Origin of the sequence: Streptomyces sp. NPDC058157 (assembly GCF_042884105.1) — a bacterium.
GTDB lineage: Bacteria > Actinomycetota > Actinomycetes > Streptomycetales > Streptomycetaceae > Streptomyces.
The window spans coordinates 1-24,323 of record NZ_JBHVUQ010000115.1 but is presented as its reverse complement, the minus strand read 5'-3'; the positions used below and the strand labels follow the sequence as shown (position 1 = coordinate 24,323).

Sequence of the window (24,323 nt, the reverse complement as noted above, 5' to 3'; positions counted from 1 at the left end):
GACGCCGAGACCCGGACCTCCCACGTCCCGGTCCCCCGGCCACCCCCGCCCCACCGGCGAGATCCGGCCACCGCCTCCCCCGCGCCCCGCCGCGTCGCCCCGCCACCCCCGCCAAGGTCACAGCGGCATAACGGGCGGATAACGCCCGCTTAATCCCAGGTACAAACCCCCCCATCCGCACCCGCCCGTCCGCCATGGTTCACCATCCGTTCACCAACCCCCGTCGACCCCGTCACCTGTTCTGCCTAATTTCGGTAGCGCACGGTGCGAGCCGATCCGGAAAGAACGGCCCCGCACCCCGCCCATCACGTAGTCCTCTTCGCACGCCGCCCCGATACAGAAAGCGGCCGGCGGCTCCCCGGAAGGAACACCCGAACAGTGAAGCTTCAGCGCAAGAACCGGCTTCGTGCCTCCGCCCTCGGGGCCCTCGTCGTGTCCGGCGCCCTGGTCCTCACGGCGTGCGGCTCGGACGACAACACGAAGACCGGCGCCGACGGCACCACCAAGGCCTCGGCCCCCGCCCCGGGCGACGTCAAGTGCGACGGCGCCAAGGGCAAGCTGCTCGCCTCCGGCTCCTCCGCCCAGAAGAACGCCGTCGACCTGTGGGTCAAGAACTACATGGCCGCCTGCTCCGGCGTCGAGGTGAACTACAAGTCCTCCTCCTCCGGTGAGGGCATCGTCGCGTTCAACCAGGGCACCGTCGGCTTCGCCGGCTCGGACTCCGCGCTGAAGCCCGAGCAGGTCGAGGACTCGAAGAAGGTCTGCACCGGCGGCCAGGGCATCAACCTGCCGATGGTCGGCGGCCCCATCGCCCTCGGCTTCAACGTCGCCGGCGTGGACAAGCTGAACCTCGACGCCGCCACGATCGCCAACATCTTCAACGACAAGATCAAGAAGTGGGACGACGAGGCGATCAAGAAGCTGAACCCCGGCGTCAACCTCCCCCCCACCGCCATCCAGGCCTTCCACCGCTCCGAGGACTCGGGCACCACCGAGAACCTCGGCAAGTACCTCAAGGCCGCCGCCCCTGACGCCTGGTCCTACGAGGCCTCCAAGAAGTGGCCGGCCCCCGGTGGCCAGGCCGCGTCCGGCTCCGCCGGTGTCGCCTCCCAGGTCAAGGCCGTCGACGGCGCGATCGGCTACTTCGAGCTCTCCTACGCCAGCTCGCAGAGCATCAAGACGGTCGACGTGAACACCGGCGCCTCCGCCCCGGTCAAGGCCACCCCGGAGAACGCCTCCAAGGCCATCTCCGCCGCCAAGGTCACCGGCACCGGCTCGGACCTGGCCCTCAAGCTCGACTACGCCACCAAGGCCGAGGGCGCGTACCCGATCGTCCTGGTCACCTACGAGGTCGTCTGCGACAAGGGCAACAAGCCCGAGACGCTCGGCACCGTGAAGTCCTTCCTGGAGTACACCGCCTCGGACGCCGGCCAGAAGGCCCTCACCGAGAACGGCTACGCCCCGATCCCGACCGAGATCAACGCGAAGGTCCGCGAGGTCATCAAGTCCCTCGCCTAGGACTCGAAGCTCCACTGATCCACGGATGCACGGATCCAACCGCTCCAAGGATCCACCGCTCCACAGAACCACCCGCTCCACCTGCCAGACCCTGACCCCGAGGTCCGGTCCGCCCCCCGTCCGGGGCGGACCGGCCCGGGGACCCTCCCCCTCCACCCGGGGGAATCCGGTGCACCGCCGCCAGGGGGCTCGCCCCCCACACAGACCGGAAAGACCATGGCTTCCACCACACCCACCCACATAGACACGGCTCCGCCCGTCTCCAAGAGCGGAAGGTCCACCGGCCGCGCCGGTGACAAGATCTTCTCGGGGCTCTCCAAGGGCTCCGGCATCCTGCTCCTGGTGATCATGGCGTCGATCGCCGCCTTCCTCACCTACCGGGCCAGCATCGCCCTGTCGAAGAACGAGGGGAACTTCCTCACCACCTTCGACTGGAACGCGTCCGCCCGGCCCCCCGTCTTCGGCATCGCCGTCCTCCTCTTCGGCACCGTCGTCAGCTCGATCATCGCGATGGCCATCGCGGTCCCGATCGCCGTCGGCATCGCCCTGTTCATCTCGCACTACGCGCCGCGCAAGCTGGCCTCGCCCCTCGCCTACGTGGTCGACCTGCTGGCCGCCGTGCCGTCGATCATCTACGGCATCTGGGGCGCCCTCTTCCTCGTGCCGCAGCTGAACGGGCTGAACCTCTGGCTCGACGAGTACCTCGGCTGGACCTACGTCTTCGACAAGACCCAGGTCGGCGTCGCCCGCTCCCTCTTCACCGTCGGCATCCTCCTCGCGATCATGATCCTGCCGATCGTGACGAGCGTCAGCCGCGAGGTCTTCCTCCAGGTCCCGCGCATGAACGAGGAGGCCGCCCTGGCCCTCGGCGCGACCCGCTGGGAGGTCATCCGCATGTCGGTGCTGCCCTTCGGCCGCTCCGGCGTCATCTCCGCCTCCATGCTCGGCCTCGGCCGCGCGCTCGGCGAGACCATGGCCGTGGCCACCGTCCTCTCCCCGAGCTTCCTGATCTCCGGGCACATCCTCGACCCGGGCGGCGGCACCTTCGCGCAGAACATCGCCGCGAAGTTCGACGAGGCCACCGAGTTCGGCCGTGACGCGCTCATCGCCTCCGGTCTCGTCCTCTTCCTGCTCACCCTGCTGGTCAACGGCGCCGCGCGCCTGATCATCGCCCGTCGCAAGGACTTCTCGGGGGCGAACGCCTGATGAGCCACGCACTCCAGGACCACCGGCCCGCTCCGGCCCGCAAGTCCGCCTCCCCCGCCGGCCTGACCCGCGGCGGCCTGCCCCGCTGGGCCCCCGCCGGCATCGCCGTCGCCTCCGCCGTCCTCGGCAGCGTCATCGGTCTCGTCTTCGACCTGCACAGCAAGGTCCAGTGGGGCCTGATCGCCGCCCTCCTGTTCGTCGCGATCACGTACACCGCCAGCTCGGTGATCGAGAACCGCCGCCAGGCGAAGGACCGCGTCGCGACCTCCGTCGTCTGGGTCTGCTTCGTCCTCGCGGTCGTCCCGCTGCTGTCCCTGATGTGGACGACGGTCAGCCGCGGCGCGAAGTCCCTGAGCCCGGACTTCCTCAGCCACTCCATGAACGGCGTGACCAGCTTCGAGAAGGGCGGCGGCGTCTACCACGCGCTGCTCGGCACCCTGGAGCAGGTCGGCCTCGCCACCCTGATCGCGGCGCCCATCGGCCTGCTGACCGCCGTCTACCTGGTCGAGTACGGCAAGGGCAAGCTCGCCCGGGCCGTCACCTTCTTCGTCGACGTCATGACCGGCATCCCCTCCATCGTCGCGGGCCTGTTCATCCTGACGACCTGGAACCTGATGCTCGGCTTCGGCCCCTCCGGCCTCGCCGGCGCGATGGCCCTGTCGATCCTGATGATGCCGGTCGTGGTCCGCTCCACCGAGGAGATGCTCAAGCTCGTCCCCAACGAGCTGCGCGAGGCCGCCCTGGCCCTCGGTGTGCCGAAGTGGCGCGTGATCCTCAAGGTCGTCCTGCCCACGGCCATCGGCGGCATCTCCACCGGTGTCATGCTGGCCGTCGCCCGCATCGCCGGCGAGACCGCGCCGATCATGCTGCTGGTCTTCGGATCGCAGCTGATCAACGGCAACCCCTTCGAAGGTGCCCAGTCCTCGCTCCCCCTCTACATCTGGGAGCAGTACAAGGTCGGCAGTGAAGCCTCCTACGACCGTGCCTGGGCCGCGGCGCTCGTCCTGATCGCCTTCGTCATGATCCTGAATCTGGTGGCCCGCGGCATCGCCCGCTGGAAGGCCCCGAAGACCGGTCGCTGACGCGACTGTATGAAAGCGAAGTGACCCCTCATGGCCAAGCGAATCGACGTCAGCGGCCTCTCCGCCTTCTACGGCAGCCACAAGGCCATCGACGACATCTCGATGACCGTGGAACCCCGCTCCGTGACGGCCTTCATCGGCCCCTCCGGCTGCGGCAAGTCCACCTTCCTGCGCACCCTGAACCGCATGCACGAGGTCACCCCCGGCGGCCGCGTCGAGGGCAAGGTGCTGCTGGACGACGAGAACCTGTACGGCTCGAACGTGGACCCGGTCGCGGTGCGCCGCACCGTCGGCATGGTCTTCCAGCGCCCGAACCCCTTCCCCACCATGTCGATCTTCGACAACGTGGCGGCGGGCCTGCGCCTGAACGGCAGCTACCGCAAGTCCGAGCTCACGGACATCGTCGAACGGTCCCTCCAGGGCGCGAACCTCTGGAACGAGGTCAAGGACCGCCTGAACAAGCCCGGCTCCGGCCTCTCCGGCGGCCAGCAGCAGCGTCTGTGCATCGCCCGCGCCATCGCGGTCGAGCCGCAGGTCCTGCTGATGGACGAGCCCTGCTCCGCCCTCGACCCGATCTCCACCCTCGCCATCGAGGACCTGATCGGGGAGCTCAAGGAGCGGTTCACGATCGTCATCGTGACCCACAACATGCAGCAGGCGGCCCGCGTCTCGGACCGCACCGCCTTCTTCAACCTCGCCGCCGTCGGCCAGCCCGGAAAGCTGATCGAGATCGACGACACGGACCGGATCTTCTCCAACCCGTCCGTCCAGGCCACCGAGGACTACATCTCGGGCCGCTTCGGCTAGAGCGCCGGGGCCGCTCGCGCGGTCGTCCTGCGGTGCTGCATGGCGGTGCCACCGCAGGATGGAAGGAAAAAGGGCCGGCTCCCCCTGGGTGGGGGGAGCCGGCCCGCTTCTCGTTCCGGACGGACTCAGCCGACGAAGGCCAGGTCCGCGATCCAGAAGCACACCGCGGCGACCAGCGCCGCCGCCGGCATCGTGATGAACCAGCCGAGGATGATGTTCTTCGCCACGCCCCAGCGGACCGCGTTGACCCGCTTGGTGGCGCCCACGCCCATGATCGCCGAGGTGATCACGTGGGTGGTGGAGATCGGCGCCTTGAAGAGGAAGGCGGTGGCGAACATGATCGAGGCGCCGGTGGTCTCCGCTGCGAAGCCCTGCGGCGGGTCCAGCTCGATGATCTTGCGGCCGAGGGTGCGCATGATGCGCCAGCCGCCCGCGTACGTACCCAGCGACAGCATCACCGCGCACGCGATCTTCACCCAGACCGGGATCGGGTCGTCGGCGCCCTGCACGTCGGCGATGACCAGGGCCATCACCACGATGCCCATGGTCTTCTGGGCGTCCTGGAGGCCGTGGCCGAGGGCCATGCCGGCCGCGGACACCGTCTGCGCGATGCGGAAGCCGCGCTTGGCCTTGTGCGGGTTGGCGCGCCGGAACATCCACAGGATGGCGACCATCACCAGGTAGCCGACGACCAGGCCGACGACCGGCGACAGGAACATCGGGATGACGACCTTCTCGACCACCCCGTCCCACAGGACGTCGATCCCGCCGGCCAGCGCCGCGCCCACCATGCCGCCGAACAGGGCGTGGGAGGAGGACGAGGGCAGTCCGAAGTACCAGGTGACGAGGTTCCAGACGATCGCGCCGACCAGGGCGGCGAAGAGGATCCACATGCCCCGGTTGCCGTGGGGCGTCTCGATCAGGCCCTTGCTGACGGTGTGGGCGACGCCGCTGCCGAGGAAGGCGCCGGCGAGGTTCATCACCGCGGCCATCGCGAGCGCCGCGCGCGGGGTCAGGGCCCGCGTCGAGACGGAGGTCGCGATGGCGTTCGCGGAGTCGTGGAAACCGTTCGTATACGTGAAGCCGAGCGCGACACCGATGGTCACGACCAGAGCGAAGGTGTCCACGAGGTTCAGGACTCCTTGACGGCGATGGTCTCCACCGTGTTCGCGACGTGCTCGAACGCGTCGGCGGCCTCTTCGAGCACGTCGACGATCTGCTTGAGCTTCAGCACCTCGATGGCGTCGTACTTGCCGTTGAACAGCTGGGCGAGCAGCTTGCGGTGGATCTGGTCGGCCTGGTTCTCGAGCCGGTTGACCTCGATCCAGTACTCGGTGAGGTTGTCCATGGTCCGCAGGTGCGGCATGGCCTCGGCGGTCAGCTCGGCCGCCCGCGCCAGGACCTCGATCTGCTGCTCGACGCCCTTGGGCAGTTCCTCGACGTTGTAGAGGACGACGAGGTCGACGGCCTCCTCCATGAAGTCCATGATGTCGTCGAGCGACGAGGCGAGGCTGTAGATGTCCTCGCGGTCGAACGGCGTGATGAAGGAGGAGTTCAGCTGGTGGAAGATCGCGTGCGTGGCGTCGTCCCCGGCGTGCTCGGCCGCACGCATCCGCTCCGCGATCTCGGCCCGGGCGGAGGGATCCGCTCCGAGCAGTTCCATCAGGAGCTTCGAGCCCGTGACGATGTTGTCCGCGGATGCGGCGAACATGTCGTAGAAGCTCGTCTCCCTGGGGGTCAGACGAAATCGCACGTGGGGTCCTCGGGGTGCATTGGATTCGGTCAGGCTGATGCTAGGCGTATCCCCCGGCCACGGCTAACCGGCGTCCCAGGGTGTCCTCCATCAGGCAGAGGGGGCAGAGTGGGCCCCACGGATCCCTGCCCCTGCGGCCCGGGCGAAGTAACCTATACCCATGAGGGGTATATACCCCCTCGTACCGGACCACGGGAGGACTCATGACGACCATCGAAGCGGAGGGCTCCGGGGCCGTTCCCGTCCACGGCTATCACCACCAGAAGGACGAGCACCTCAAGCGGCTGCGCCGGATCGAGGGCCAGATCCGGGGCCTCCAGCGGCTCGTCGACGAAGACGTGTACTGCATCGACATACTCACCCAGGTGTCGGCGAGCACGAAGGCCCTCCAGTCCTTCGCCCTCCAGCTCCTGGAGGAGCACCTGCGCCACTGCGTGGCGGACGCCGCGGTCAAGGGCGGAACCGAGATCGACGCGAAGGTGGAGGAGGCCACGAAGGCCATCGCCCGCCTGCTGCGCAGCTAGTTCCGGCCACGGGGAGCCGTCCCGGGGGACGGTCCCGGGGGACGGCCCCGGGGAGCGGCCGCGCGGAAGGGCTACGGCCCGATCCCCAGCAGCACCTCGTCGATCCGGTCCTGACTCAGCCGATCCTCGGCCGCGGCCGACGCCGCGATGATCAGCTCCCCGCAGAGCTCGATCTCGGCGAGCGCCACCGGGTCCTGCACCGTCGTACCGCCTGCGGGAGTCACGCGTGCCACCTCTCTCTGCCGCCATCGCCCGTCCGGCACCCGGCTTCCCAGCGTAGGGACAGGCGCTCGTGCCGCGCATGACACGGATGGACCATTTCCGGATAGTGGAGCCATGGCCCGGACGTACCGCCCGGGCCGTTCCGGCCGGCTACTCGGCGATCTTCCCCGCGTAAATGTCCCCTTCTGCGGGCAATACGACGGTCACCGGGGTCCCGAACCCGTACAGCAGCGTCGTCGAGGAGACATCGATCACGCCATTCTTGACGTAGGTGAAACGGTGGCGGACCTTCCGCAGACGGCCCTCCTCGTCCAGGTACGCGTCGAAGGGCACGCTGTCCTTGCTGAACCCTTTCGCCGCCGCCTGCAGGGCTTCCTTGACCCCTGAGGAGGCGCTCTGCGCGGCCCGCCCGATGTCCGTCGTCCCCCGGTAGTGGCGCACCTTGGTGCCCGCCACGTCGGTCTCGCCGACGTACGTCACCTCCTGGGCGCCGCGCAGCAGCTCGGCGGCGGCCAGCGGGTCGGTGGCCCCGCCCGTGACGAGGTTCCCGTCGGGGAGGGCCGCGGTGTCGAGGCGGACCCACTTGTCGTCGGGGACCCCGGCGCCCCGGTTCTTCATGTAGAGGGCGCCGGGGACGAGCAGCTCGGTGATCGGCCGGTGCTCGGGCTGTCCCTTGACGTCGGCGGGGAGCATCACCAGCAGCTGGCCCATCCGCTTGCGGAAGTCGACCCCGCCCTCGCCCCGGATGGTCACCCGGGTCCCGCCGGTGGCCATCTCCATCGCCGTACGGGCCTGCGCGCTCCCGGTGGCGGCGAGCGCGTCGGCGGCCCCGCGGACCGCCGCCGCGGGGTCGCCCGGGGGACGGGCGTCGGCCGGGCCGCCGCCGGCCACCGTGCCGCTCGCGGCGCCGCAGCCGCCCAGCGCGGCCACGGTGGCGGCCACACAGACCGCGCGCACCGCCTTGCACGCACGCCGTCGCCACCGCCTGTGCTGGTGCACCACCATCGCCTGCCAACCCCCAACGCATGACCGCTGTTTGCCCGAGGCCCCCACCCGCTCCGGTTAACGAGGTCCGGGGTTTCCCGTAACGGTCCGGAAGTGGCCGGGGGCCGTACCGGCGCCGGGCCGCCCCCGGTACCGTGGAGAGGTGGATCCGCACACCAAGGCGACCCCGATCGCTCCGTTTGCCGCTGTGCCCGACCCGCGTCACCCCGCGGAAGCCGCACAGCCGCCCACCGGACACACGACGAGCACCGCCGAGCGGGGCTCCTTCTGCCTGGCCGTGTGCAGCTGCGGCTGGACCGGCCCGGCCCGCCGCTCGCGCGACCTGGCCCGCAAGGACGCCACCAGACACGGCTCGGACGGCTGACCACCCCTCCCCCACGCACACGCGGCCGGGCGTGTCGCCCGTTCGGCCTTCCCGGCTGGCCGGGGGCGGCGCGACCGGTTGCGCTGGAGGCATGCCAGGAACCGCACCCCGCGTCGCGGCCCTCCTCTGGGCCCTGCTGCTCGCGCTCACCCCGGCCGCGGCGGCCTGGGCCCGCCCCGTGGGCTCGGCGGACGGCCCGGCCGACGTGGCGCTGGCCATCGGGCTCACCGCCGCCGCGGCGACGGTCACCGGCCTGTGGCTGCGCTCCCGCTACCGCCGCGAGGAAGCGGAGCGCCCGGGCGGCGGCAGCGGCGAGGACGGCGACCCGTGACGCCCCGCTCCCGCCCGACGGCGGTCCGGCTGTGCTTCGGCGCGGCGGGCGTGTGCCTGGTGCTGGCGCTCCTGCTCGCGCTCTGGAACCCGTGAAAGGCCCGGCCGCGCCTCAGGCGGCGAGGTCGCTCTCGGCGGGCCGCTGCGCCAGCTCCACCGGCCGGGCCACCACCCGGTCCCCGGCCCGGACGAGCCGCCCCAGGCGGGGGGTGCGCGCCAGGGCGCGGGCCAGCGGGGTCAGCCCGGCCATGGCGAGCGGGGCGAGGAGCAGGACGACGGCGGTGCCGAGCGCGAAGCCCCCGATGACGTCGGTCGGGTAGTGCACGCCCAGGTAGACCCGGCACAGCCCCTCGGCGAGCGCGAGCCCGATCCCGACGAGGCCGAGCCGGCGGTTGGCGAGGAACACCCCGATGCCGAGCGCCATCGCGAGGGTGGCGTGGTCGCTGACGAAGGAGAACCCGGCGTCCGGCCCGACCTGGACGCCGCCGAGGACGTCGAGGCCCTCGTGCGCGACGAACGGCCGGGGCCGCGCCACGAACCCGCGCAGCGGCACGTTCACCATGAGCGCGAGCGCGGCGGCCAGCGGGGCCCACACCAGCGCGGCGAACGACTCGACGGCGGCCGCCTCGTCCTGCCGGCGCGCTCCGCGCCAACACCACAGCACGAGCAGGACCATGGCCAGCGGCAGTCCGTAGGAGGCGAGGAGCCCGACGCCCCGGTCGAGCCATTCGGGGGCGCTGCGGGCGATGCTGTTGATCCGGTACAGCAGGCTGACATCCACATTCGGCCCACCGGTCGTGAGTCCAGCCATGTGCCGCGGCCCCTTGCCTGCCTAGGTCCCGTGTGGACGCACGACGGTGTGCGCCCCTCAAACCCCCCGCCGATCAATCCCCGTGTCCATGGAACGCCCGTACTACCGGGCATGGTTCCACTCTCCACCGGATGATCACGTCAACGTTATCCAAGAGTGACTCATCGTCGCAGCTCAGGGCCTGTGCTTCACGGAGAGCTACGAAGCCTTCGGCGCGGCCGGCGAACGCTCCGGAAGCGCCTCCGCCCCCTCCTTCGTCACCCGGGTCGCACCGAAGTAGTCCGGGGTGTCGATCTTGTCGAACCGGATGACGGCGCCGGTGTACGGGGCGTTGATCATGTAGCCGCCGCCCACGTACAGCCCGACGTGCCGGATCTCCCGGGAGTTCGTCAGATCGTCGGAGAAGAACACCAGATCACCGGGGAGCAGTTCGGCCCGCGAAGGGTGCGACCCGGCGTTGTACTGGTCGTTGGCCACGCGCGGCAGATCGACCCCGACCGTCTCGTACGCCGCCTTGGTCAGCCCGGAACAGTCGAACCGCCCGTTGTCGGCGGCCGTCCCGTCACCGCCCCACAGGTACGGCGTCCCGAGCTGCTTCTGCGCGAAGTACACGGCCCCCGCGGCCTGCTGCGAGGGAGACACCCGCCCGACGGGGCGCTCGAAGGTCTTCGCCAGATCGGTGATCGACTTCACGTACCCCTGGGTCTCCTTGTACGGGGGCACCCCGCCGTACTTGATGACCGCGTACGCACCCGCGTTGTAGGCGGCGAACATGTTCGACGTGGCGTCACCCGGCACCTTGGCCACGTCCTTGGCGAGTTCGCAGTCGTACGAGGCCGCCGACGGGATGGCGTCGTTGGGGTCCCAGATGTCCCGGTCCCCGTCCCCGTCCCCGTCGATCCCGTGGCCCGCCCAGGTGCCCGGGATGAACTGCGCGATCCCGCGCGCGTCGGCCGGGCTGACCGCCTTCGGGTCCCAGCCGCTCTCGGAGTACAGCTGGGCCGCCAGCAGCGCGGGGGTGAGCGCCGGGCACAGGGTGCCCCATTTCTGCACCAGGGCCTGGTACTTGCCCGGCACCGCGCCCTTCACCAGCCCGAGCGGGCGGCCGGAGGCGGAGCCGGCGATGCCCGCCGCGGCCGAGTACGTGCCCACGACGACGAGCACGAGGAAGCCCAGACAGACCCCGACCCCGATTCCGCCTGCCATCCAGAATCTGCGCATCCGTCAACACTCCCCCATCCCCGTCACTTCCACGTGTGAATCGCCCGTGTCGCCGGTCGTACTAACCCACTCGCCAACCCACTCGCTAACCCACTCGGAAGCCCGAGCAGTTGATGCTCGTGTACTTCGTGGGGTCATCCTCGACGTGGTAGAAGACCAGCGTCCAGTCCCCCGGGTCGTTGGCCAGGGGCACGGCGGGGTACGTCCTGCCCCCTTGCACGTGCTCCGCGAAGTCGTCCGGGTAGGTGAGGGTGAGGAACTTCCCGGTGCTCCAGTTGCCGTAGATGTCGACCGGCTTGCTGGTGAAGCCGACCCGCTTGTTGTCCACCTTGAAGGGCATGCCCGTCTCCGCGTCCGTGTCGTGCGGCGACCTGACCGCCACCGACACGTAGTACGGATCGGGCCGGGTCGCGCTCATCTCCGCGTACTTGATGCGCATCTCGACCTTCACGGAGTTCCCCGACACCGTCGCGGTGGTCTGCATGTCCGCGCCGGGCGGCTTCTGCTCGGCCGGCAGGTTGCACTGCCCCTGCCCGTGGGAGGCCAGGAGGGGGTCGGCCGAAGGCTTCCAGAAGTAGTGCGAGATCCGGTTGTCCTCGATGTACGGGGCCGGGGGCCGCGATCCGCCCCCGGAGCCGGCCGACGGGGACGTACCGCCGTCGGCGGGCTCCGCCGGGGGCCGCGCGGACCCCGCCGGGCCCTGGCCGGGAGCCGCGGGGGTCCCCGAGGACGGACCGCCCGCACCGCTCGCCCGGCCGTCCCGCCCGTCGCCGTCGGGCGGGAGCAGCTGCCAGGCCGCCAGCGCCAGCGCCGCGGCCACCGCCGTACCCGCGACGGCCCACGCCGCACGGCGCCCCGTCCGACGGGCCGGCTCCACGGGCGCCCGCCCCGCCTGCGTCGGAACGTACGGGTACCCCGGCCCCCGCGTCCGCATCTCGTGCAGCGGCACCGCCTCCCCCAGCGCCGCCAGCCCCGCGTACACCGGGTCGTCCGCCAGCGCGTCCCGCACACCGCAGCGCCGGATCACCTCCGCCGGATCCGGACGGGCCGCGGGGTCCTTCGCCACGCAGGCCCCGATCAGCGCCGCCAGCTCCGGCTCCACCCCGGCCACGTCGACCGGCTCGTGCACCGCCCGGTACCCCACCGTCGCCGCCGCCCCACCGCCGAAGGGCGGCCGCCCGGTCGCCGCGTACGCCAGCGTCGCACCGAGCGCGAACACGTCGGCCGCCGGTCCCGCTCCACCGCCCAGCAGCACCTCCGGGGCCGTGTAGCCCGGCGTACCGGGCGCCTGCCCGTCCTGGGTCAGGGCCGTCGCACCGACCGCGCTCGCGATCCCGAAGTCGATCAGCTGGGGACCCTGCGCGCCGAGGATGACGTTCTGCGGCTTCAGGTCCCGGTGCGTGACGCCGTACGCGTGCACGCTCGCCAGCCCCTCGGCCAGCGCCGCGCCGAGCCTGCGGCAGGTCTGCGCGGGCAGCGCCCCCCGTGCTCCCACCGCGTCGCCCAGCGTGGGGCCCGCGACGTACTCGGTGGCCAGCCAGAACGGCGCCGACTCCAGCGAGGCGTCGATCAGGTTCGCCGTGTAGGCCGACCGCACCGCCGCCACCGTGCGCGCCTCGCGCCGGAAGCGGGCCAGCGCCTCGGGATGCCCGGTGATCTCCTCGCGCACCACCTTGACGGCCACCAGCCGCCCGCCGGGCGACCGCCCGAGGTACACCTGCCCCATCCCGCCGGCCCCGAGACGGGCCAGCAGCGCATGCGCTCCGATGCGGGCGGGATCGCTCTCCCAGAGTGGCTCCATCCCGCCGAGCCTGCCACACCGACCGGCTTGCCCCGCACGGGGGTTGACCAGGACGGCCGACCGGCTCCCCACCCGCCCGGCGCCCTCACCTCGGCGCCACGAACAGGCTCTGCACCCCCCGCCCGATCGGCCCCTTCTCGTCGTGCAGCCGCGCGTCCGCCAGCCCGATCCCGCCCGCGTCCACGCTCGTCCGCGCCTCGACGCACACCCACTCCCCGACGGGGTGCCGGTGCAGATGGACCGTCAGGTCCCCGTTGACGAAGACGAACCGCCCGAAGTCCATCACCGCCCCGATCCCGTTCCCCGAGTCGGCGGCGACCAGCACCCGGTCCAGCGGCCGGACCGCCTCCCCCGCGACCAGCGGCACGCGCATCCGCATCCAGCAGGTCGCCGGCCCCGGCTCGGTGAAGGCCCCCTCCGTGAACCGGGCCTCCACCGACGTGTGGTACCCCGTCTCCCACGGCACGGGGAGGAACGGCGCCACCGCCGCCTGCCCCGGCGGCGGCACCTGCGCCCCCTGGGCCACCGCCGGCACCGGCTCCCCCGCCACCCTGATCCGCAGCGCCCGCGCCAGCATCACCGGCCCGTCCGCCCCGGCCGGGGTGAGCGCCGCCTCGACCAGCTCGGTGCCCCGCCCCGCCCGCAGCACCGAGGTGGCAACGGCCAGCTCCCCGATCGGCACCGGCCGCAGGATCTCGTACGTGATCCGCGCGACCCTCATGTCCCCGCGCGCCCCGGCCCGCTCCTCCACGGCCCGCCCGAGCAGCGCGGCCGGCGGCCCCGCGTGCTGCGCGCCCGGGTCCCACGGCCCGCGCGTCGCTCCGGTGGCCAGGAAGCGGCCCTCACCGATCCGTTCGTAGAACCCGTCCTCAGCACCCATGCCGCCGCACGCTACCCACAGGTAACCCCCGGCACCAGCCCCGCGCCCCCCTTCAGCGGGCCAGGCCCAGCCCCACCCCGAGCCCCACCAGCACCGACCCGATGGCCCGGTTCAACGCCTTCTGCGCCCTGAGCATCCGCTCGCGCAGCGCCGAGTGCGAGAAGAACAGCGCCACCGCCCCGAACCACACCAGGTGCGCCCCCGACATGAACAACCCGTACCCGGCCTGCCGCCAGGCCGCCGTGTCCGGACCCACCACCTGCGTGAACGTCGACACCACGAACAGCGTCGTCTTCGGATTCAGCACGTTCGTCAGGAACCCCGACCGGAGCGCCCCCAGCCGCGTCAGCTCCGGCTTCGACTCCAGGTCCACGGTCAGCTCGGACCGCGCCCGGAAGGTACGGATCCCGATCCACACCAGGTACGCCGCCCCCGCCAGCTTGATCGCCGTGAACAGCGCCGTCGACGAGGCGATCAGCAGCCCCACCCCGAGCATCGTGTACGAGACGTGCACCAGCACCCCCGCCGCGACCCCCGCCGCCGCGAACAGCCCGGTGGACCTCCCGTACAGGTAGCTGTTGCGCACGACCATCGCGAAGTCCGCCCCCGGACTCACGACGGCGAGCAGCGTAATGACGGCAACCGCGATCACTTCAGTCATGCCCGGATGCTCCCCTCCCCCCGGCAGCCGATCAAGGCCCCCTCAAGCGACAATGGACCGGTGACCAGCTCCCCCCGCCCCGCCCCGCCCGCGCTCCCCCTCCTCCAGGCCGACTGCGCGAACTGCTTCGCGCTCTGCTGCGTCGCCCTGCCCTTCGCCAAGTCGGCCGACTTCGCCGTGAACAAGGCCGCCGGCACCCCCTGCAAGAACCTCCGGCAGGACTTCCGCTGCGGCATCCACACCGGCCTGCGCGACCAGGGCTTCCAGGGCTGCACGGTCTTCGACTGCTTCGGCGCGGGCCAGCAGGTCTCCCAGGTCACCTTCGAGGGCCGCGACTGGCGCACCCACCCCGACACCCGGCAGGCGATGTTCGAAGCCTTCCCGGTCATGCGCCAGCTCCACGAACTCCTCTTCTACCTCTCCGCGGCCCTCGACCTCCCCGCGGCCACCCCCCTCCACCCCGCCCTGCGCGAGCTCCTCACCACGACGGAAGCCCACACCCGGGCCGACGCGGACGCCCTCACCGCCCTCGACGTCCCCGCCCTCCGCCAGGAGGTCAACACCCTCCTCCTCAAGGCGAGTGAACTCGCCCGCGCCAAGAGCCCGGGCCGCAAGAAGAACCACCGCGGAGCCGACCTGATGGGCGCCCGCCTCGCCGGAGCCGACCTGCGCGGCGCCAACCTCCGCGGCGCCTACCTGATCGCCGCCGACCTCGGACGCGCCGACCTCCGCGGCGCCGACCTGATCGGCACGGACCTGCGCGACACCAACCTCCGCGGCGCCGACCTCCGCGACACCCTCTTCCTCACCCAGCCCCAGCTGAACGCCGCCCGGGGCGACGCCGCGACCCGCATCCCCGGCCACCTCACCCGCCCCGCCCACTGGAGCTGACCCCCGCCCGGCAGGCCCCCCGGCGCCCGCCCCACCCCCGTGCGCCCCGCACGCACCCGCACGCCCCCCGAGCGCCACGACCGCGCCACACCCACGGCGCGCCACCGCCCGACCCGCCAGTCATTGCCCGAGGTCACCCCCCGTGATACACAGAGTGACCAGGTCAGGCCATGCGTACGACCGCACACCCGCGCACACACGGCCCGACACCCGGGACATCGGGTAAAGAGACCGGCCAAGTCGACGACGGCCGACGTTTCATCAGCGAAGATAGTGCGTGACCCCTGCCATCGGGCACGGGCTACCGGAACTACCCATACAGGGGCGGTGAGTTACATGATCCTGGCAGCCGAAAAGGGCGACATCACCACCATCATCGGCGGAATCGCCCCGAACTGGGGGCCGTTCGGCAGTCTCGGCAACGAAGCGAAGGTCATGATCGAGGTCATCATGGCCGTGGCGATCCTCCTCTGCCTCGGCATCGCCATCTGGGGCGCCGCCAAGCAGCGCATCGGCGCCACCGCACTGCGCGACACCTTCAGCGCGGAACAGGGCAAGGGCCTGATCGTGGCCGGGCTCACCGGAGTCTTCATCATCGGCTCCCTCGGCACCCTCTTCACGATCGTCTACGGAATGGCCGTCTAGCACGACCACCGCGGCCGGCCGCACCCTGATGAGGAATCACCACACCGCGCCTGCGCGGGAACGAGCGCTACCGTCGTACGACGCGGAGGGGGCGGACGACAGGCAATGAGCAACGACGACCAGTACGGCGGGGGCGCCGTCGGCGGAACGGGCCAGACCCGCACCCGCCTCCCGGACTCCCCCTCCGACCCCTACGGCACCCCCCGCCGCACCCCCCGCGCCTCGCGCGGCCTGATCACTGTGGTCGGTGTCGTGGTCCTGCTCCTCGCCGCCATCGCCTTCGCGAACCGCTCCCAGGACACCCCCGAACCCCCCACCTCGAACAAACCCCCCACCACCAACCCCACCGCCCCCACGGGCACGGCCCCGGTCACCACCAAGTCCGCCGGCATCCCCAAGGGCTTCGCCCACGACGAACAGGGCGCCCAGTCGGCGGCCGCGAACTACACGGTGGCCCTCAACTCCGACGGCATGCTCAAGAAGGACGTCCGCCACACCCTCATGGACGCCGTCTACACCCCGGAGGCGGCGGCCCAGCGCAAGGGCCAGCAGGACAACGCCTACTCCCCCGCCTTCTTCGCCGCCCTCGGCCTCGACGCGAACGGCAACGCCCCCCAGGGCAACACCTTCGTCACCCGCGCCGTCCCCGTCGGCACCCGCGTCGAGAGTTTCGGCCCCGCCAACGCCAAGGTCTCCGTCTGGTACATGGCCCTGGTCGGCATGACCGGCGCCAAGTCCACCACCCCGGTGAGCACCACCTGGAAGACCTGGACCTTCGAACTGACCTGGGCGGGGGACGACTGGAAGGTCGCCTCCGACAGCCAGCAGGACGGGCCCGCCCCGGTCCCCGGCGACGTACCCGCCTCCACGTCCGACGACATCAGCAAGGCCGTCCAGGAGTTCGGAGGGTTCACCTATGCCCGGTAGCCGCCCCGGCACGCCCAGCCGCGCCGGCAGCACCCTCCGTGCCGCCGCCACCCGTGCCCCCTTGCGCATCGCCGCGACCCTGACCACCCTTCAAACGGCGCTCGTGCTGCTGTCCGCCCGCGCCTTCGCCGCCCCCAGCCCGAACCCGACCCCCTCCGGGTCCCCGTCGGCATCCCCCTCCGGCACCCCGACACCGTCCAAGTGCGAAGGCGTCATCGGCACCCTCAAGGAGGCCTGCGAACGCCAGGCCGGCGGCGCGAGCCCCGGCACCGGCTCCAGCACCGGACTCTCGCCGAACAGCCCCACCGACGCCCTCAACCCCCTCGCCTCCCTGGCCCGCGGCTGCGCCGACGCCGCCGCCTGGATCGTCGGGAAGCTCAGCGAAGCCGTCAAGGGCACCGCCAACGTCGACTTCACCAACGCCGCCTTCCTCCAGCAGTACGCCGTCGTCTTCGCCGCCAGCACCGTCCTCACCCTCGTCCTCTGGCTCCTGGCCGTAGCCAAGCGCGCCATCCGCGGCGTCCCCCTCTCCACCGCCCTCTCCGAAGCCATCGGCTTCCTCTGGCTCACCGTCCTCGCCTCCGCCTTCACCCCCCTCATCCTCTACACCGTCGTCTCCGCCACCGACGGCGTCACCGACGTCATCGCCTCCGCCACCGGCAGCCAGAGCGACGTCTTCTTCGGCTCCTTCACCGACGCCCTCAAGAAGGGCGACGACATCGGCGGCGGCCCGATCATGCTGATCGTCGTCGCCCTCGTCACCGTCCTCGCCGCCGGCGTCCTCTGGCTCGAGCTCGTCATCCGCGCCGCCCTCCTCTACGTCGGCGCCCTCCTCGGCACCGTCGTCTACGCCGGACTCGTCGACCGCAACATGTGGGGCCACGTCCGCCGCTGGGCCGGCATCATGATCGCCGTCATCCTCGTGAAGCCGGTCATCGTCATCGTCCTCGGCCTCGCCGGCGCCCTCGCGGGCAACAAGGGCCCCAACGCCTTCTCCGCCGTCGTCTCCGGCCTCGCCATCATCCTCCTGGCGATCTTCGCCTCCGCCATGATCTACCGCTTCGTCCCCGGCTTCGGCGACGAGATCGCCTCCGCCCGCAGCAACCGCAAGCAGGCCACCGACGGCGCCCAGGCAGCCGCCGTCATCAGCTCCCCGGCCTCCCTCGTCTCCCAGGGCATCAAGACCCACAGCAGCCGCGGCGGCGCCCACCGCGCCGGAGGCGGCGGCCCCACCGGCGGCGACGCCAACCAGATCTCCGGAGGCATGGCCGCCCACAGCAGCCGCGGCTCCGGCGGCGGGACCGGCGGCGGGAGCGTCCCGCCCGCCGCACCCCCGCCCCGCACCGGCCAGAGCACGAGCACGAGGAACACAGGAGGTGACGGGCGTTGACGACCCAGTCCCACCAGCTCCACCCCATCGCGCCCCGCCGCACGTATCTCATCGGCCGGGCCCGGCCGAACGCGATCGTCGGCAAGAACCGCGAAACCGGCGAGATCGCCCTGATCATCGTCGGCGCGTTCCTCGGCATGATGAGCGGACTGCTCGTCCCCGACCTCACCCTGCGCATCGTCAGCCTCGCCGGCTTCCCGCTGCTCGCCCTCGCCGCCGTGTACGTCCCCTACAAGGGCCGCACCTTCTACCGGTGGTTCGAGATCAGCCGCAGCTACAAGCGCACCCTGCGCCGCGGCACCACCTACCGCTCCTCCGCCATGGAGGCCGGCACCCGCGCCGCCGACGGCCGCGAGGTCGAGGTCGGCCCGCCCCCCGGCATCGGCCGCATCAACTGGCTCGCCGCCCCCTTCGGCCCCGACGAGATCGCCGTCCTCCTCCACGCCGACCGCCGCACCGTCACCGCCGCCATCGAGATCGAAGGCCCCGGCGTCGGCCTGCGCGACAGCGAGGACCAGGAAGCCCTCGTCGACCGCTTCGGCACCCTCCTCAAGCACGTCGCCAACGGCGACGGCTTCGTCACCCGCCTCCAGATGCTCGCCCGCACCCTCCCCGCCGACCCCGACGCCCACGCCAAGGACGTCGCCCAGCGCGGGGACGCCACCGCCGCCACCTGGCTGCGCGACTCCTACGACCAGCTCCAGTCGATGGTCTCCACCTCCTCGGAGCAGCACCGCGCCTACCTCGTCGCCTGCATGCACTACACCCGCGAGCTCGCCGCCGAGGCCACCACCATCGCCCGCGCCGGCAGCACCAAGGGCCGCAAGCTCGACCGCGACGCCGGCCTCGCCATCGTCATGGCCCGCGAGCTCACCGACATCTGCGCCCGCCTCGCCGAAGCCGACATCCGCGTCCGCCAGCCCCTCGGCCAGGGACGTCTGTCCTCCCTCGTGCACTCCATGTACGATCCGGACCACCCGATCGACCACATCCAGGCCATGACCAAGCGCAACGCCTGGCCCGCCGAGCTCGACGCCGTGGAGCCCACCTACCTCCAGGCCAAGACCCGCGAATCCTCCACCCGCGCCCCCTGGTGCCACGCCACCGCCTGGGTCAAGGAATGGCCGATGACCCCCGTCGGCGTGAACTTCCTGGCGCCCCTCCTCGTCCACACCCCGGACGTCATCCGCACCGTCGCCGTCACCATGGACCTCGAACCCACCGAGATCGCCATCGAGCGCATGCTGACGGAGAAGACGAACGACGAGGCCGACGCCTCCCGCGCCGCCAAGATGAACCGCACGGTCGACCCCCGCGACATCGCCGCACACGGCCGGCTCGACCAGAGGGGTGAAGATCTCGCCAGCGGCGCTGCCGGGGTCAACCTCGTCGGGTACATCACGGTGTCCTCCCGTTCCCCCGAAGCCCTCGCCCGCGACAAGCGCACCATCCGCGCCTCCGCCGGCAAGTCCTACCTGAAACTCGAGTGGTGCGACCGCGAGCACCACCGCGCCTTCGTCAACACCTTGCCGTTCGCCACCGGCATCCGCCGCTAGCTGGAAGGGAACAGCCGCCATGCGAGATCCCATGTCCGCGCTGACGGACGCCTTCACCAGCTTCCTCTTCGGCAAGGTCGAGACCACCCGCCTGCCCGTCCGCACCTCCACCGGCCAGGCCCAGGCCGTCTACCTGCCCACCGCCGCCCCCGGCCTCGGCGACTCCGGCGTGATCATCGGCCGCGAGGTCTACAGCGGCAAGGGCTACATCTACGACCCCTTCCAGCTCTACGGCCAGCAGCTCCCGGCCCCCCACTGGCTCGTCCTCGGCGAATCCGGCAACGGCAAGTCGGCCCTCGAAAAGACCTACGTCCTGCGCCAGCTCCGCTTCCGCGACCGCCAGGTCGTCGTCCTCGACGCCCAGGGCGAAGACGGCGTCGGCGAATGGAACCTCATCGCGGAAGCCCTGGGGATAACCCCCATCCGCCTGGACCCCATCGCCGCCAACGACGGCGGGATCCGCCTCAACCCCCTCGACCCGGCGATCACCACGACCGGCCAGCTCGCGCTGCTCCGCACCATCATCGAAGTGGCGATGGGCCACGGCCTGGACGAACGCTCCGGCTTCGCCCTCAAGGTCGCGCACGCCTACGTCGTCGACACCATCCAGGACCGCCAGCCCGTCCTCACCGACATCGTCGAGCAGCTGCGCCACCCCGAGCCCGAGTCCGCCCTCGCGATGAACGTCGACATAGACGACGTGCGGGCCTGGGGCCTCGACGTCGCGCTCGTCCTCGACCGGCTCGTGGACGGCGACCTGCGCGGCATGTTCGACGGCCCCACCACGGTCGGCATCGACCTCGACGCCCCCCTGATCGTCTTCGACCTCTCCCACATCGACCGCAACTCCATCGCCATGCCCATCCTCATGGCGATCGTCGGTGTGTGGCTGGAACACACCTGGATCCGCCCGGACCGGAAAAAACGGATCTTCCTGGTCGAAGAGGCCTGGCACATCATCAACAGCCCGTTCGTGGCCCAGCTGTTCCAGCGCCTGCTCAAGTTCGGCCGCCGCCTCGGCCTCTCCTTCGTCGCCGTCGTCCACCACCTCTCCGACGTCGTCGACGGAGCCGCCGCCCGCGAGGCCGCGGCCATCCTCAAGATGGCCTCGACCCGCACCATCTACGCCCAGAAGGCCGACGAGGCCCGCGCCACGGGCCGCGTCCTGGGCCTCCCGCGCTGGGCCGTCGAAATCATCCCGACCCTCACCCCCGGCATCGCCGTCTGGGACGTCAACGGCAACGTGCAGGTCGTCAAACACCTGATCACCGAGACCGAACGCCCCCTCGTCTACACCGACCGCGCGATGACGGAGTCCTCCACGCCCCAGCAGCTCCCCGAGGACCTGCTGGCCGCGGAACTCGAAGCGGAGGAACGCGCCCTGTACATCGAACGCCAGCGGGGCGCCGGCCCCGGATCCGCGACCACGGTGGCCTGAGCGCCATGCACGACGCCAGAGGTACGGAGCCCCGCCCGCGCGGCGGCGGCATCCCCGACGGAGCACTGGTCGGCCTCCTGGCCTTCCTCCTCGGCCTCGCCGTCCTGGTCTGGTCGGCCACCGGCCTGGCGGCCCTCTTCGCCAAGGGCGCCTGGCCGGCCACGGTCACCTTCACCCGCACCCCGGGCGCCGTCCGCGCCCTGATAACGCAACCCCACGACATCCCTGCCGCCTGGCCCGACACCGCCCCGGCGGCCCTGTCCGGCTGGGGCCTGTTCTGGGGCCTGTTCATCAGCCAGCTCCTGGTCCTCCTGGTCCTCACGATCTTCACCCTGGGCGTGGTCACCCGAACGAAGGCCCGCCGAGCCGCTGCAAGACAACACGCGAAAACCCCGGCCCCAGCCGACACACCACGCCCGGAACCCGAACCGACCACACCCCGCGTCCACACCCCGGCCCCGACCGAGAACCACGGCCCGAGCCAGGACCACGGCCCGGGCCAGATCCCAGGACCGACTCCGGGACCCGTCCCGGGCCAGCACTCAACCGCGTACCCGCAGCCTGCCCCGGGCCCGGCCCCGACCCCGGGCTCCGCCCCCGGCCGGCCCTCAACCGCGTACCCGCAGCCGACCAAGACCCCGGGCCCTGACTCCTACTCCGACTCCGCCCCGGCCCTCCACACGGCCCGGCGAGACCCCTCGCACGCGCACCTCCACACGGACTCACCCCCCGGAACGGCCCCCACCCCAGAGGGCGTCGCCACACCGCACAGGGACGCACTCGCGGGCCCCGGCACGGACCCGAACGCGAAGCACGCGCCCGCCCAATCCCTGCACACGGCACCCGCCACGCACCCGGCCCCCGAACACCCCCACCCGGCGACGACCCCGGCCGGCGTCCACCTGCCCCACCTCCACCAGGCGGAGCCACCCGCGTACCCCGAAGCCCGTCCCGCCGCCCAGGAGGCCTACCGCTACGGCTTCGGCTATGCCCCGGCCGCCCGCCCCACCACACCGCCGCCGGCCCACCGCGTCGCCTACGCACCCCCCGCCGAACGGCTCCACCTCGCCGCCCAGGCCGTCTCCGCCGCCGAGGGCGCCGTCCTGGTGGTCACGTCCTCCCCCGCCCTCTGGCAGGACACCAAGGACGCCCGCGCCAAGCTCGGCCCGGTCCTCCTCTACGACCCCTCGCACCTGTGCGACACCCCGGCCCGCATCCACTGGAACCCCGCCGACGGCTGCGCCGACCGCGACACCGCCGCCGCCCGGGCCATCGCCCTGCTGGCCGCCGTACGCCCCCAGGCCCGCCTCGACGCGGCCGTCGCCGACACCGCCGAAACCCTCGTCCGCAGCTGGCTCCAGGCGGCCGCCCTCGACGGCCTCCCGTTCAAGCAGCTGGCCCGGTGGGCCCAGGGCAACGGCTCCCAGGAACCGGTACGGATCCTCCGCACCCACCCCCAGGCCGCCCCGGGCGCCGCCGGCGAACTCGAGAGCGCCCTCATCGCCCATCCCGAACGCAGGGAGCAGGCCCAGTACCTGACGGCCCGCGCCCTGTCCTGCCTGACGTCGGTCCACATCCGCGAGGCCTGCAACCCGAATCGAACGGACGCCCTCACGCTCGCATCGTTCGCGGCCGAAGGGGGCACCCTCTACGTAGTGGGTGAGCCCCTGGAAGACCCGCGCACCCGGCCGGGTGCGATGCCCCTGCTCACCGCACTCGCCTCGCACGTGGTCGAGCACGGCCGCCGCATGGCCGCACGGTCATCCCACGGTCGGCTCGACCCACCAATGACGCTGGTCCTGGAGGACGTGGCGGCCGTCGCCCCCGTCCCCCGGCTCCCCGACCTCCTCACGGACGGGAAGCTCCCCCTCCTGGCCCTGTGCCGCAGCCGCGAACAGGCCCGCGCCCGCTGGCCGGAGTGGCCGCTCGCCTAGGACCCGCTACGGCCTCGTGAAGAGGTACTCGTGCTCCTTGGCGGACGGCTCATCCGGCTTCGGGATCACCAGCCCGCTCGGCCGGAACCCGAACCGCCGGTAGAACCCGGCGGCCCGCTCGTTCTCCTCGTGCACGAACAGCCGCGCCCGCCCCAGCACCGGCTCCTCCCGCGCCCACACCCACTCCAGGGCCGCCTCGAACAGCGCCTCGGTGAGCCCGCTGCCCCGCTGCTCGGGCCGCACGAACACGCCGACGACGTGCGCCTGGTCGACCTCGACGACCTGCTCGAGGAAGTCGCTGGTCCCCGCGTCCTCGATGAACACGGACACGGATCCGTCCCACCGCCCGTCGGGCGCCTCGGCGATGATCTGCGCGACGTGCACCCCCTCGGCCGCGCCGGCCGCCCGCTCCTGCCAGAACTCGTCGGACTTGGCGGCCGCCTGCTCATAGGTCTCGAGAAAGGCCAGCGGCGCGGCCGGATCCCGTAGCGCGTCCAGCCGCAGCTCCCTGACCTTCTCCCACTCGTCAGCCCGAACGGCCCGGATCACATGCTGCGTCTTCTGTTCCATAACCACGCATCCAAACGCCCCGATCACTGCAGGTCAACGTGATATCCGTGCCCGAGGTCCACGGGACACCGGTACACCCTCAACTCCCCGCCCCCACCGACGTCCAGCCCGCTCACGTCCCCACTGGACACGGTCAGCAACAACTCGCCCGACACCTCACAGGCCGAGCACGCGTACGCGCAAGGGTCGGTGGTGCTCCACCAGGCCCGCCCCCCGAGCTTCCACACGTCGTACCGACTGACCGGCCGCCCCTCGACGGCCTCCTCGACCCCGACCGCACAGGCCCGCGGCACCAGCCACTCCTCGAACCGCACAGGCGGTACACCGGCACGCTGCCGACACCCCTCCGTCTCAGCGACCCGCCGCCACACCGGAAGAACCACGGGCGCCCCTTCGGCCTGCCCCGGCGCATCCGAGCCCCAGTGCTCGTTGGGGCACCACAACAGCTGGAACAGGTCCACCCCCTCCGGCCACCACGCCCCGGGCACATCCCGCCGGTATAGCTGGAGCACCGGCACCATCGCGCAGGGATTCCTCCCCGACCCGTCCTGGTCGTCCGGTACCAGGCACTCCGGCCATGCCTCGTCGGCCGGCCAAGCCAATGGCCCACCGATCGAACTCTCGCCGGCCATGCCCGGACCCTAAACGCAGAAAAGCCCCGCACCATGACTGGTGCGGGGCTTTCCCACAATGATTGTTCGGCGGCGTCCTACTCTCCCACAGGGTCCCCCCTGCAGTACCATCGGCGCTGAAAGGCTTAGCTTCCGGGTTCGGAATGTAACCGGGC

At 71.6% G+C, this 24,323-nt stretch carries 25 protein-coding genes and 1 rRNA gene; 14 read left to right on the top strand and 12 right to left on the bottom strand.

Features of this window, described 5'->3' with window-relative positions; all coding sequences use genetic code 11:
* Window positions 1-378: 378 nt before the first annotated feature.
* The 4 genes from pstS to pstB all read left to right on the top strand — a co-directional run bounded on the left by pstS (window position 379) and on the right by pstB (window position 4,613).
* Window positions 379-1,518, top strand: a complete 1,140-nt coding sequence (gene pstS / locus ACFVXK_RS25485) for a phosphate ABC transporter substrate-binding protein PstS (protein ID WP_389615382.1) — start codon at window positions 379-381, stop codon at window positions 1,516-1,518.
* 216 nt (window positions 1,519-1,734) lie between these two features.
* On the top strand, window positions 1,735-2,724 hold the full coding sequence (gene pstC, locus ACFVXK_RS25480) for a phosphate ABC transporter permease subunit PstC (RefSeq protein ID WP_389615380.1): 990 nt from the start codon (window positions 1,735-1,737) through the stop codon (window positions 2,722-2,724).
* Complete coding sequence (gene pstA, locus ACFVXK_RS25475; protein WP_389615378.1) at window positions 2,724-3,806, top strand: phosphate ABC transporter permease PstA; 1,083 nt, start codon at window positions 2,724-2,726, stop codon at window positions 3,804-3,806. The genes pstC and pstA overlap by 1 nt, the downstream gene beginning before the upstream one ends.
* 30 nt (window positions 3,807-3,836) lie before the next feature.
* A complete protein-coding gene (gene pstB / locus ACFVXK_RS25470; protein ID WP_389615376.1) occupies window positions 3,837-4,613 on the top strand; it encodes a phosphate ABC transporter ATP-binding protein PstB in 777 nt (258 codons plus the stop codon).
* A gap of 125 nt (window positions 4,614-4,738) precedes the next feature.
* Here the strand turns inward: pstB and ACFVXK_RS25465 are convergent, their stop codons facing one another.
* Together ACFVXK_RS25465 and ACFVXK_RS25460 are read right to left on the bottom strand one after the other, a co-directional pair.
* Window positions 4,739-5,740, bottom strand: a complete 1,002-nt coding sequence (locus tag ACFVXK_RS25465) for an anion permease (RefSeq protein ID WP_389615374.1) — start codon at window positions 5,738-5,740, stop codon at window positions 4,739-4,741.
* Between the two features lie 5 nt (window positions 5,741-5,745).
* Window positions 5,746-6,366 carry a DUF47 domain-containing protein gene (locus ACFVXK_RS25460; protein WP_042818429.1) on the bottom strand — a complete coding sequence of 207 codons (621 nt, stop codon included), beginning with the start codon at window positions 6,364-6,366 and terminating at the stop codon, window positions 5,746-5,748.
* 203 nt (window positions 6,367-6,569) lie between these two features.
* Here ACFVXK_RS25460 and ACFVXK_RS25455 point away from each other — a divergent pair, with 203 nt between their 5' ends.
* Entirely contained in the window at window positions 6,570-6,890 is a 321-nt protein-coding gene (locus ACFVXK_RS25455) for a metal-sensitive transcriptional regulator (protein ID WP_042818427.1), read from the top strand.
* Window positions 6,891-6,961: 71 nt separating this feature from the next.
* On the opposite strand, the gene ACFVXK_RS25450 is transcribed toward ACFVXK_RS25455, so the two are convergent.
* Window positions 6,962-7,114 (bottom strand): hypothetical protein, encoded by a 153-nt coding sequence (locus ACFVXK_RS25450; protein ID WP_389615372.1) that lies wholly within the window; start codon window positions 7,112-7,114, stop codon window positions 6,962-6,964.
* Window positions 7,115-7,262: 148 nt separating this feature from the next.
* Window positions 7,263-8,117, bottom strand: coding sequence for a hypothetical protein (locus tag ACFVXK_RS25445; RefSeq protein WP_389615370.1), 855 nt, complete (start codon window positions 8,115-8,117; stop codon window positions 7,263-7,265).
* A 187-nt stretch (window positions 8,118-8,304) separates the two neighbouring features.
* On the opposite strand from ACFVXK_RS25445, the gene ACFVXK_RS25440 reads away from it, so the two are divergent.
* Window positions 8,305-8,481: a hypothetical protein gene (locus ACFVXK_RS25440; RefSeq protein WP_389615368.1), complete on the top strand. Its 177-nt coding sequence runs from the start codon at window positions 8,305-8,307 to the stop codon at window positions 8,479-8,481.
* A gap of 91 nt (window positions 8,482-8,572) precedes the next feature.
* Window positions 8,573-8,812: a hypothetical protein gene (locus ACFVXK_RS25435; protein WP_389615366.1), complete on the top strand. Its 240-nt coding sequence runs from the start codon at window positions 8,573-8,575 to the stop codon at window positions 8,810-8,812.
* A gap of 111 nt (window positions 8,813-8,923) precedes the next feature.
* Here the strand turns inward: ACFVXK_RS25435 and ACFVXK_RS25430 are convergent, their stop codons facing one another.
* From ACFVXK_RS25430 to ACFVXK_RS25410, 5 genes are all read right to left on the bottom strand, one after another.
* A complete protein-coding gene (locus ACFVXK_RS25430; RefSeq protein ID WP_389615364.1) occupies window positions 8,924-9,622 on the bottom strand; it encodes a phosphatase PAP2 family protein in 699 nt (232 codons plus the stop codon).
* Window positions 9,623-9,820: 198 nt separating this feature from the next.
* Entirely contained in the window at window positions 9,821-10,828 is a 1,008-nt protein-coding gene (locus tag ACFVXK_RS25425) for an NlpC/P60 family protein (RefSeq protein ID WP_389615362.1), read from the bottom strand.
* Window positions 10,829-10,928: 100 nt separating this feature from the next.
* Window positions 10,929-12,644, bottom strand: a complete 1,716-nt coding sequence (locus ACFVXK_RS25420; RefSeq protein ID WP_389615360.1) for a serine/threonine-protein kinase — start codon at window positions 12,642-12,644, stop codon at window positions 10,929-10,931.
* 85 nt (window positions 12,645-12,729) lie between these two features.
* A complete protein-coding gene (locus ACFVXK_RS25415) occupies window positions 12,730-13,524 on the bottom strand; it encodes a thioesterase family protein (protein ID WP_389615358.1) in 795 nt (264 codons plus the stop codon).
* 52 nt (window positions 13,525-13,576) lie between these two features.
* Window positions 13,577-14,185 carry a LysE family transporter gene (locus tag ACFVXK_RS25410; protein ID WP_388954249.1) on the bottom strand — a complete coding sequence of 203 codons (609 nt, stop codon included), beginning with the start codon at window positions 14,183-14,185 and terminating at the stop codon, window positions 13,577-13,579.
* A 60-nt stretch (window positions 14,186-14,245) separates the two neighbouring features.
* On the opposite strand from ACFVXK_RS25410, the gene ACFVXK_RS25405 reads away from it, so the two are divergent.
* The 7 genes from ACFVXK_RS25405 to ACFVXK_RS25375 all read left to right on the top strand — a co-directional run bounded on the left by ACFVXK_RS25405 (window position 14,246) and on the right by ACFVXK_RS25375 (window position 22,966).
* Complete coding sequence (locus tag ACFVXK_RS25405) at window positions 14,246-15,076, top strand: pentapeptide repeat-containing protein (protein WP_389615356.1); 831 nt, start codon at window positions 14,246-14,248, stop codon at window positions 15,074-15,076.
* A gap of 336 nt (window positions 15,077-15,412) precedes the next feature.
* Window positions 15,413-15,721: a hypothetical protein gene (locus ACFVXK_RS25400; protein WP_042818271.1), complete on the top strand. Its 309-nt coding sequence runs from the start codon at window positions 15,413-15,415 to the stop codon at window positions 15,719-15,721.
* A gap of 105 nt (window positions 15,722-15,826) precedes the next feature.
* The gene (locus tag ACFVXK_RS25395; protein ID WP_389615354.1) at window positions 15,827-16,648 is read left to right on the top strand and encodes a hypothetical protein; all 822 of its coding nucleotides are present in this window, start codon (window positions 15,827-15,829) and stop codon (window positions 16,646-16,648) included.
* A complete protein-coding gene (locus tag ACFVXK_RS25390; protein WP_389615352.1) occupies window positions 16,638-18,038 on the top strand; it encodes a hypothetical protein in 1,401 nt (466 codons plus the stop codon). Before ACFVXK_RS25395 ends, ACFVXK_RS25390 begins: the two co-directional genes overlap by 11 nt.
* Window positions 18,035-19,594, top strand: coding sequence for an SCO6880 family protein (locus tag ACFVXK_RS25385; protein WP_389615350.1), 1,560 nt, complete (start codon window positions 18,035-18,037; stop codon window positions 19,592-19,594). Before ACFVXK_RS25390 ends, ACFVXK_RS25385 begins: the two co-directional genes overlap by 4 nt.
* A 19-nt stretch (window positions 19,595-19,613) precedes the next feature.
* Window positions 19,614-21,032 (top strand): ATP-binding protein, encoded by a 1,419-nt coding sequence (locus ACFVXK_RS25380; RefSeq protein ID WP_045951167.1) that lies wholly within the window; start codon window positions 19,614-19,616, stop codon window positions 21,030-21,032.
* 5 nt (window positions 21,033-21,037) lie between these two features.
* On the top strand, window positions 21,038-22,966 hold the full coding sequence (locus ACFVXK_RS25375; RefSeq protein ID WP_389615347.1) for a type VI secretion protein: 1,929 nt from the start codon (window positions 21,038-21,040) through the stop codon (window positions 22,964-22,966).
* A 6-nt stretch (window positions 22,967-22,972) separates the two neighbouring features.
* On the opposite strand, the gene ACFVXK_RS25370 is transcribed toward ACFVXK_RS25375, so the two are convergent.
* From ACFVXK_RS25370 to rrf, 3 genes are all read right to left on the bottom strand, one after another.
* Complete coding sequence (locus ACFVXK_RS25370; protein WP_389615345.1) at window positions 22,973-23,536, bottom strand: GNAT family N-acetyltransferase; 564 nt, start codon at window positions 23,534-23,536, stop codon at window positions 22,973-22,975.
* A gap of 23 nt (window positions 23,537-23,559) precedes the next feature.
* Window positions 23,560-24,168, bottom strand: coding sequence for a hypothetical protein (locus tag ACFVXK_RS25365; protein ID WP_389615344.1), 609 nt, complete (start codon window positions 24,166-24,168; stop codon window positions 23,560-23,562).
* A 64-nt stretch (window positions 24,169-24,232) separates the two neighbouring features.
* Window positions 24,233-24,323: ribosomal RNA gene (rrf, locus tag ACFVXK_RS25360) — 5S ribosomal RNA — on the bottom strand; the annotation flags it as partial.

What these genes read in the sequence shown, in the direction of transcription:
- pstB (WP_389615376.1), top strand. Translation starts at nt 3,837, where the DNA reads ATGGCCAAGCGAATCGACGTCAGCGGCCTCTCCGCCTTCTACGGCAGC.
- ACFVXK_RS25390 (WP_389615352.1), top strand. Translation starts at nt 16,638, where the DNA reads ATGCCCGGTAGCCGCCCCGGCACGCCCAGCCGCGCCGGCAGCACCCTC.
- ACFVXK_RS25400 (WP_042818271.1), top strand. Translation starts at nt 15,413, where the DNA reads ATGATCCTGGCAGCCGAAAAGGGCGACATCACCACCATCATCGGCGGA.
- ACFVXK_RS25455 (WP_042818427.1), top strand. Translation starts at nt 6,570, where the DNA reads ATGACGACCATCGAAGCGGAGGGCTCCGGGGCCGTTCCCGTCCACGGC.
- ACFVXK_RS25370 (WP_389615345.1), bottom strand. Translation starts at nt 23,536, where the DNA reads ATGGAACAGAAGACGCAGCATGTGATCCGGGCCGTTCGGGCTGACGAG.
- ACFVXK_RS25365 (WP_389615344.1), bottom strand. Translation starts at nt 24,168, where the DNA reads ATGGCCGGCGAGAGTTCGATCGGTGGGCCATTGGCTTGGCCGGCCGAC.
- ACFVXK_RS25435 (WP_389615366.1), top strand. Translation starts at nt 8,573, where the DNA reads ATGCCAGGAACCGCACCCCGCGTCGCGGCCCTCCTCTGGGCCCTGCTG.
- ACFVXK_RS25375 (WP_389615347.1), top strand. Translation starts at nt 21,038, where the DNA reads ATGCACGACGCCAGAGGTACGGAGCCCCGCCCGCGCGGCGGCGGCATC.
- ACFVXK_RS25425 (WP_389615362.1), bottom strand. Translation starts at nt 10,828, where the DNA reads ATGGCAGGCGGAATCGGGGTCGGGGTCTGTCTGGGCTTCCTCGTGCTC.
- ACFVXK_RS25410 (WP_388954249.1), bottom strand. Translation starts at nt 14,185, where the DNA reads ATGACTGAAGTGATCGCGGTTGCCGTCATTACGCTGCTCGCCGTCGTG.
- ACFVXK_RS25430 (WP_389615364.1), bottom strand. Translation starts at nt 9,622, where the DNA reads ATGGCTGGACTCACGACCGGTGGGCCGAATGTGGATGTCAGCCTGCTG.
- ACFVXK_RS25380 (WP_045951167.1), top strand. Translation starts at nt 19,614, where the DNA reads ATGCGAGATCCCATGTCCGCGCTGACGGACGCCTTCACCAGCTTCCTC.
- ACFVXK_RS25420 (WP_389615360.1), bottom strand. Translation starts at nt 12,644, where the DNA reads ATGGAGCCACTCTGGGAGAGCGATCCCGCCCGCATCGGAGCGCATGCG.
- ACFVXK_RS25395 (WP_389615354.1), top strand. Translation starts at nt 15,827, where the DNA reads ATGAGCAACGACGACCAGTACGGCGGGGGCGCCGTCGGCGGAACGGGC.
- ACFVXK_RS25415 (WP_389615358.1), bottom strand. Translation starts at nt 13,524, where the DNA reads ATGGGTGCTGAGGACGGGTTCTACGAACGGATCGGTGAGGGCCGCTTC.
- pstC (WP_389615380.1), top strand. Translation starts at nt 1,735, where the DNA reads ATGGCTTCCACCACACCCACCCACATAGACACGGCTCCGCCCGTCTCC.
- pstA (WP_389615378.1), top strand. Translation starts at nt 2,724, where the DNA reads ATGAGCCACGCACTCCAGGACCACCGGCCCGCTCCGGCCCGCAAGTCC.
- ACFVXK_RS25445 (WP_389615370.1), bottom strand. Translation starts at nt 8,117, where the DNA reads ATGGTGGTGCACCAGCACAGGCGGTGGCGACGGCGTGCGTGCAAGGCG.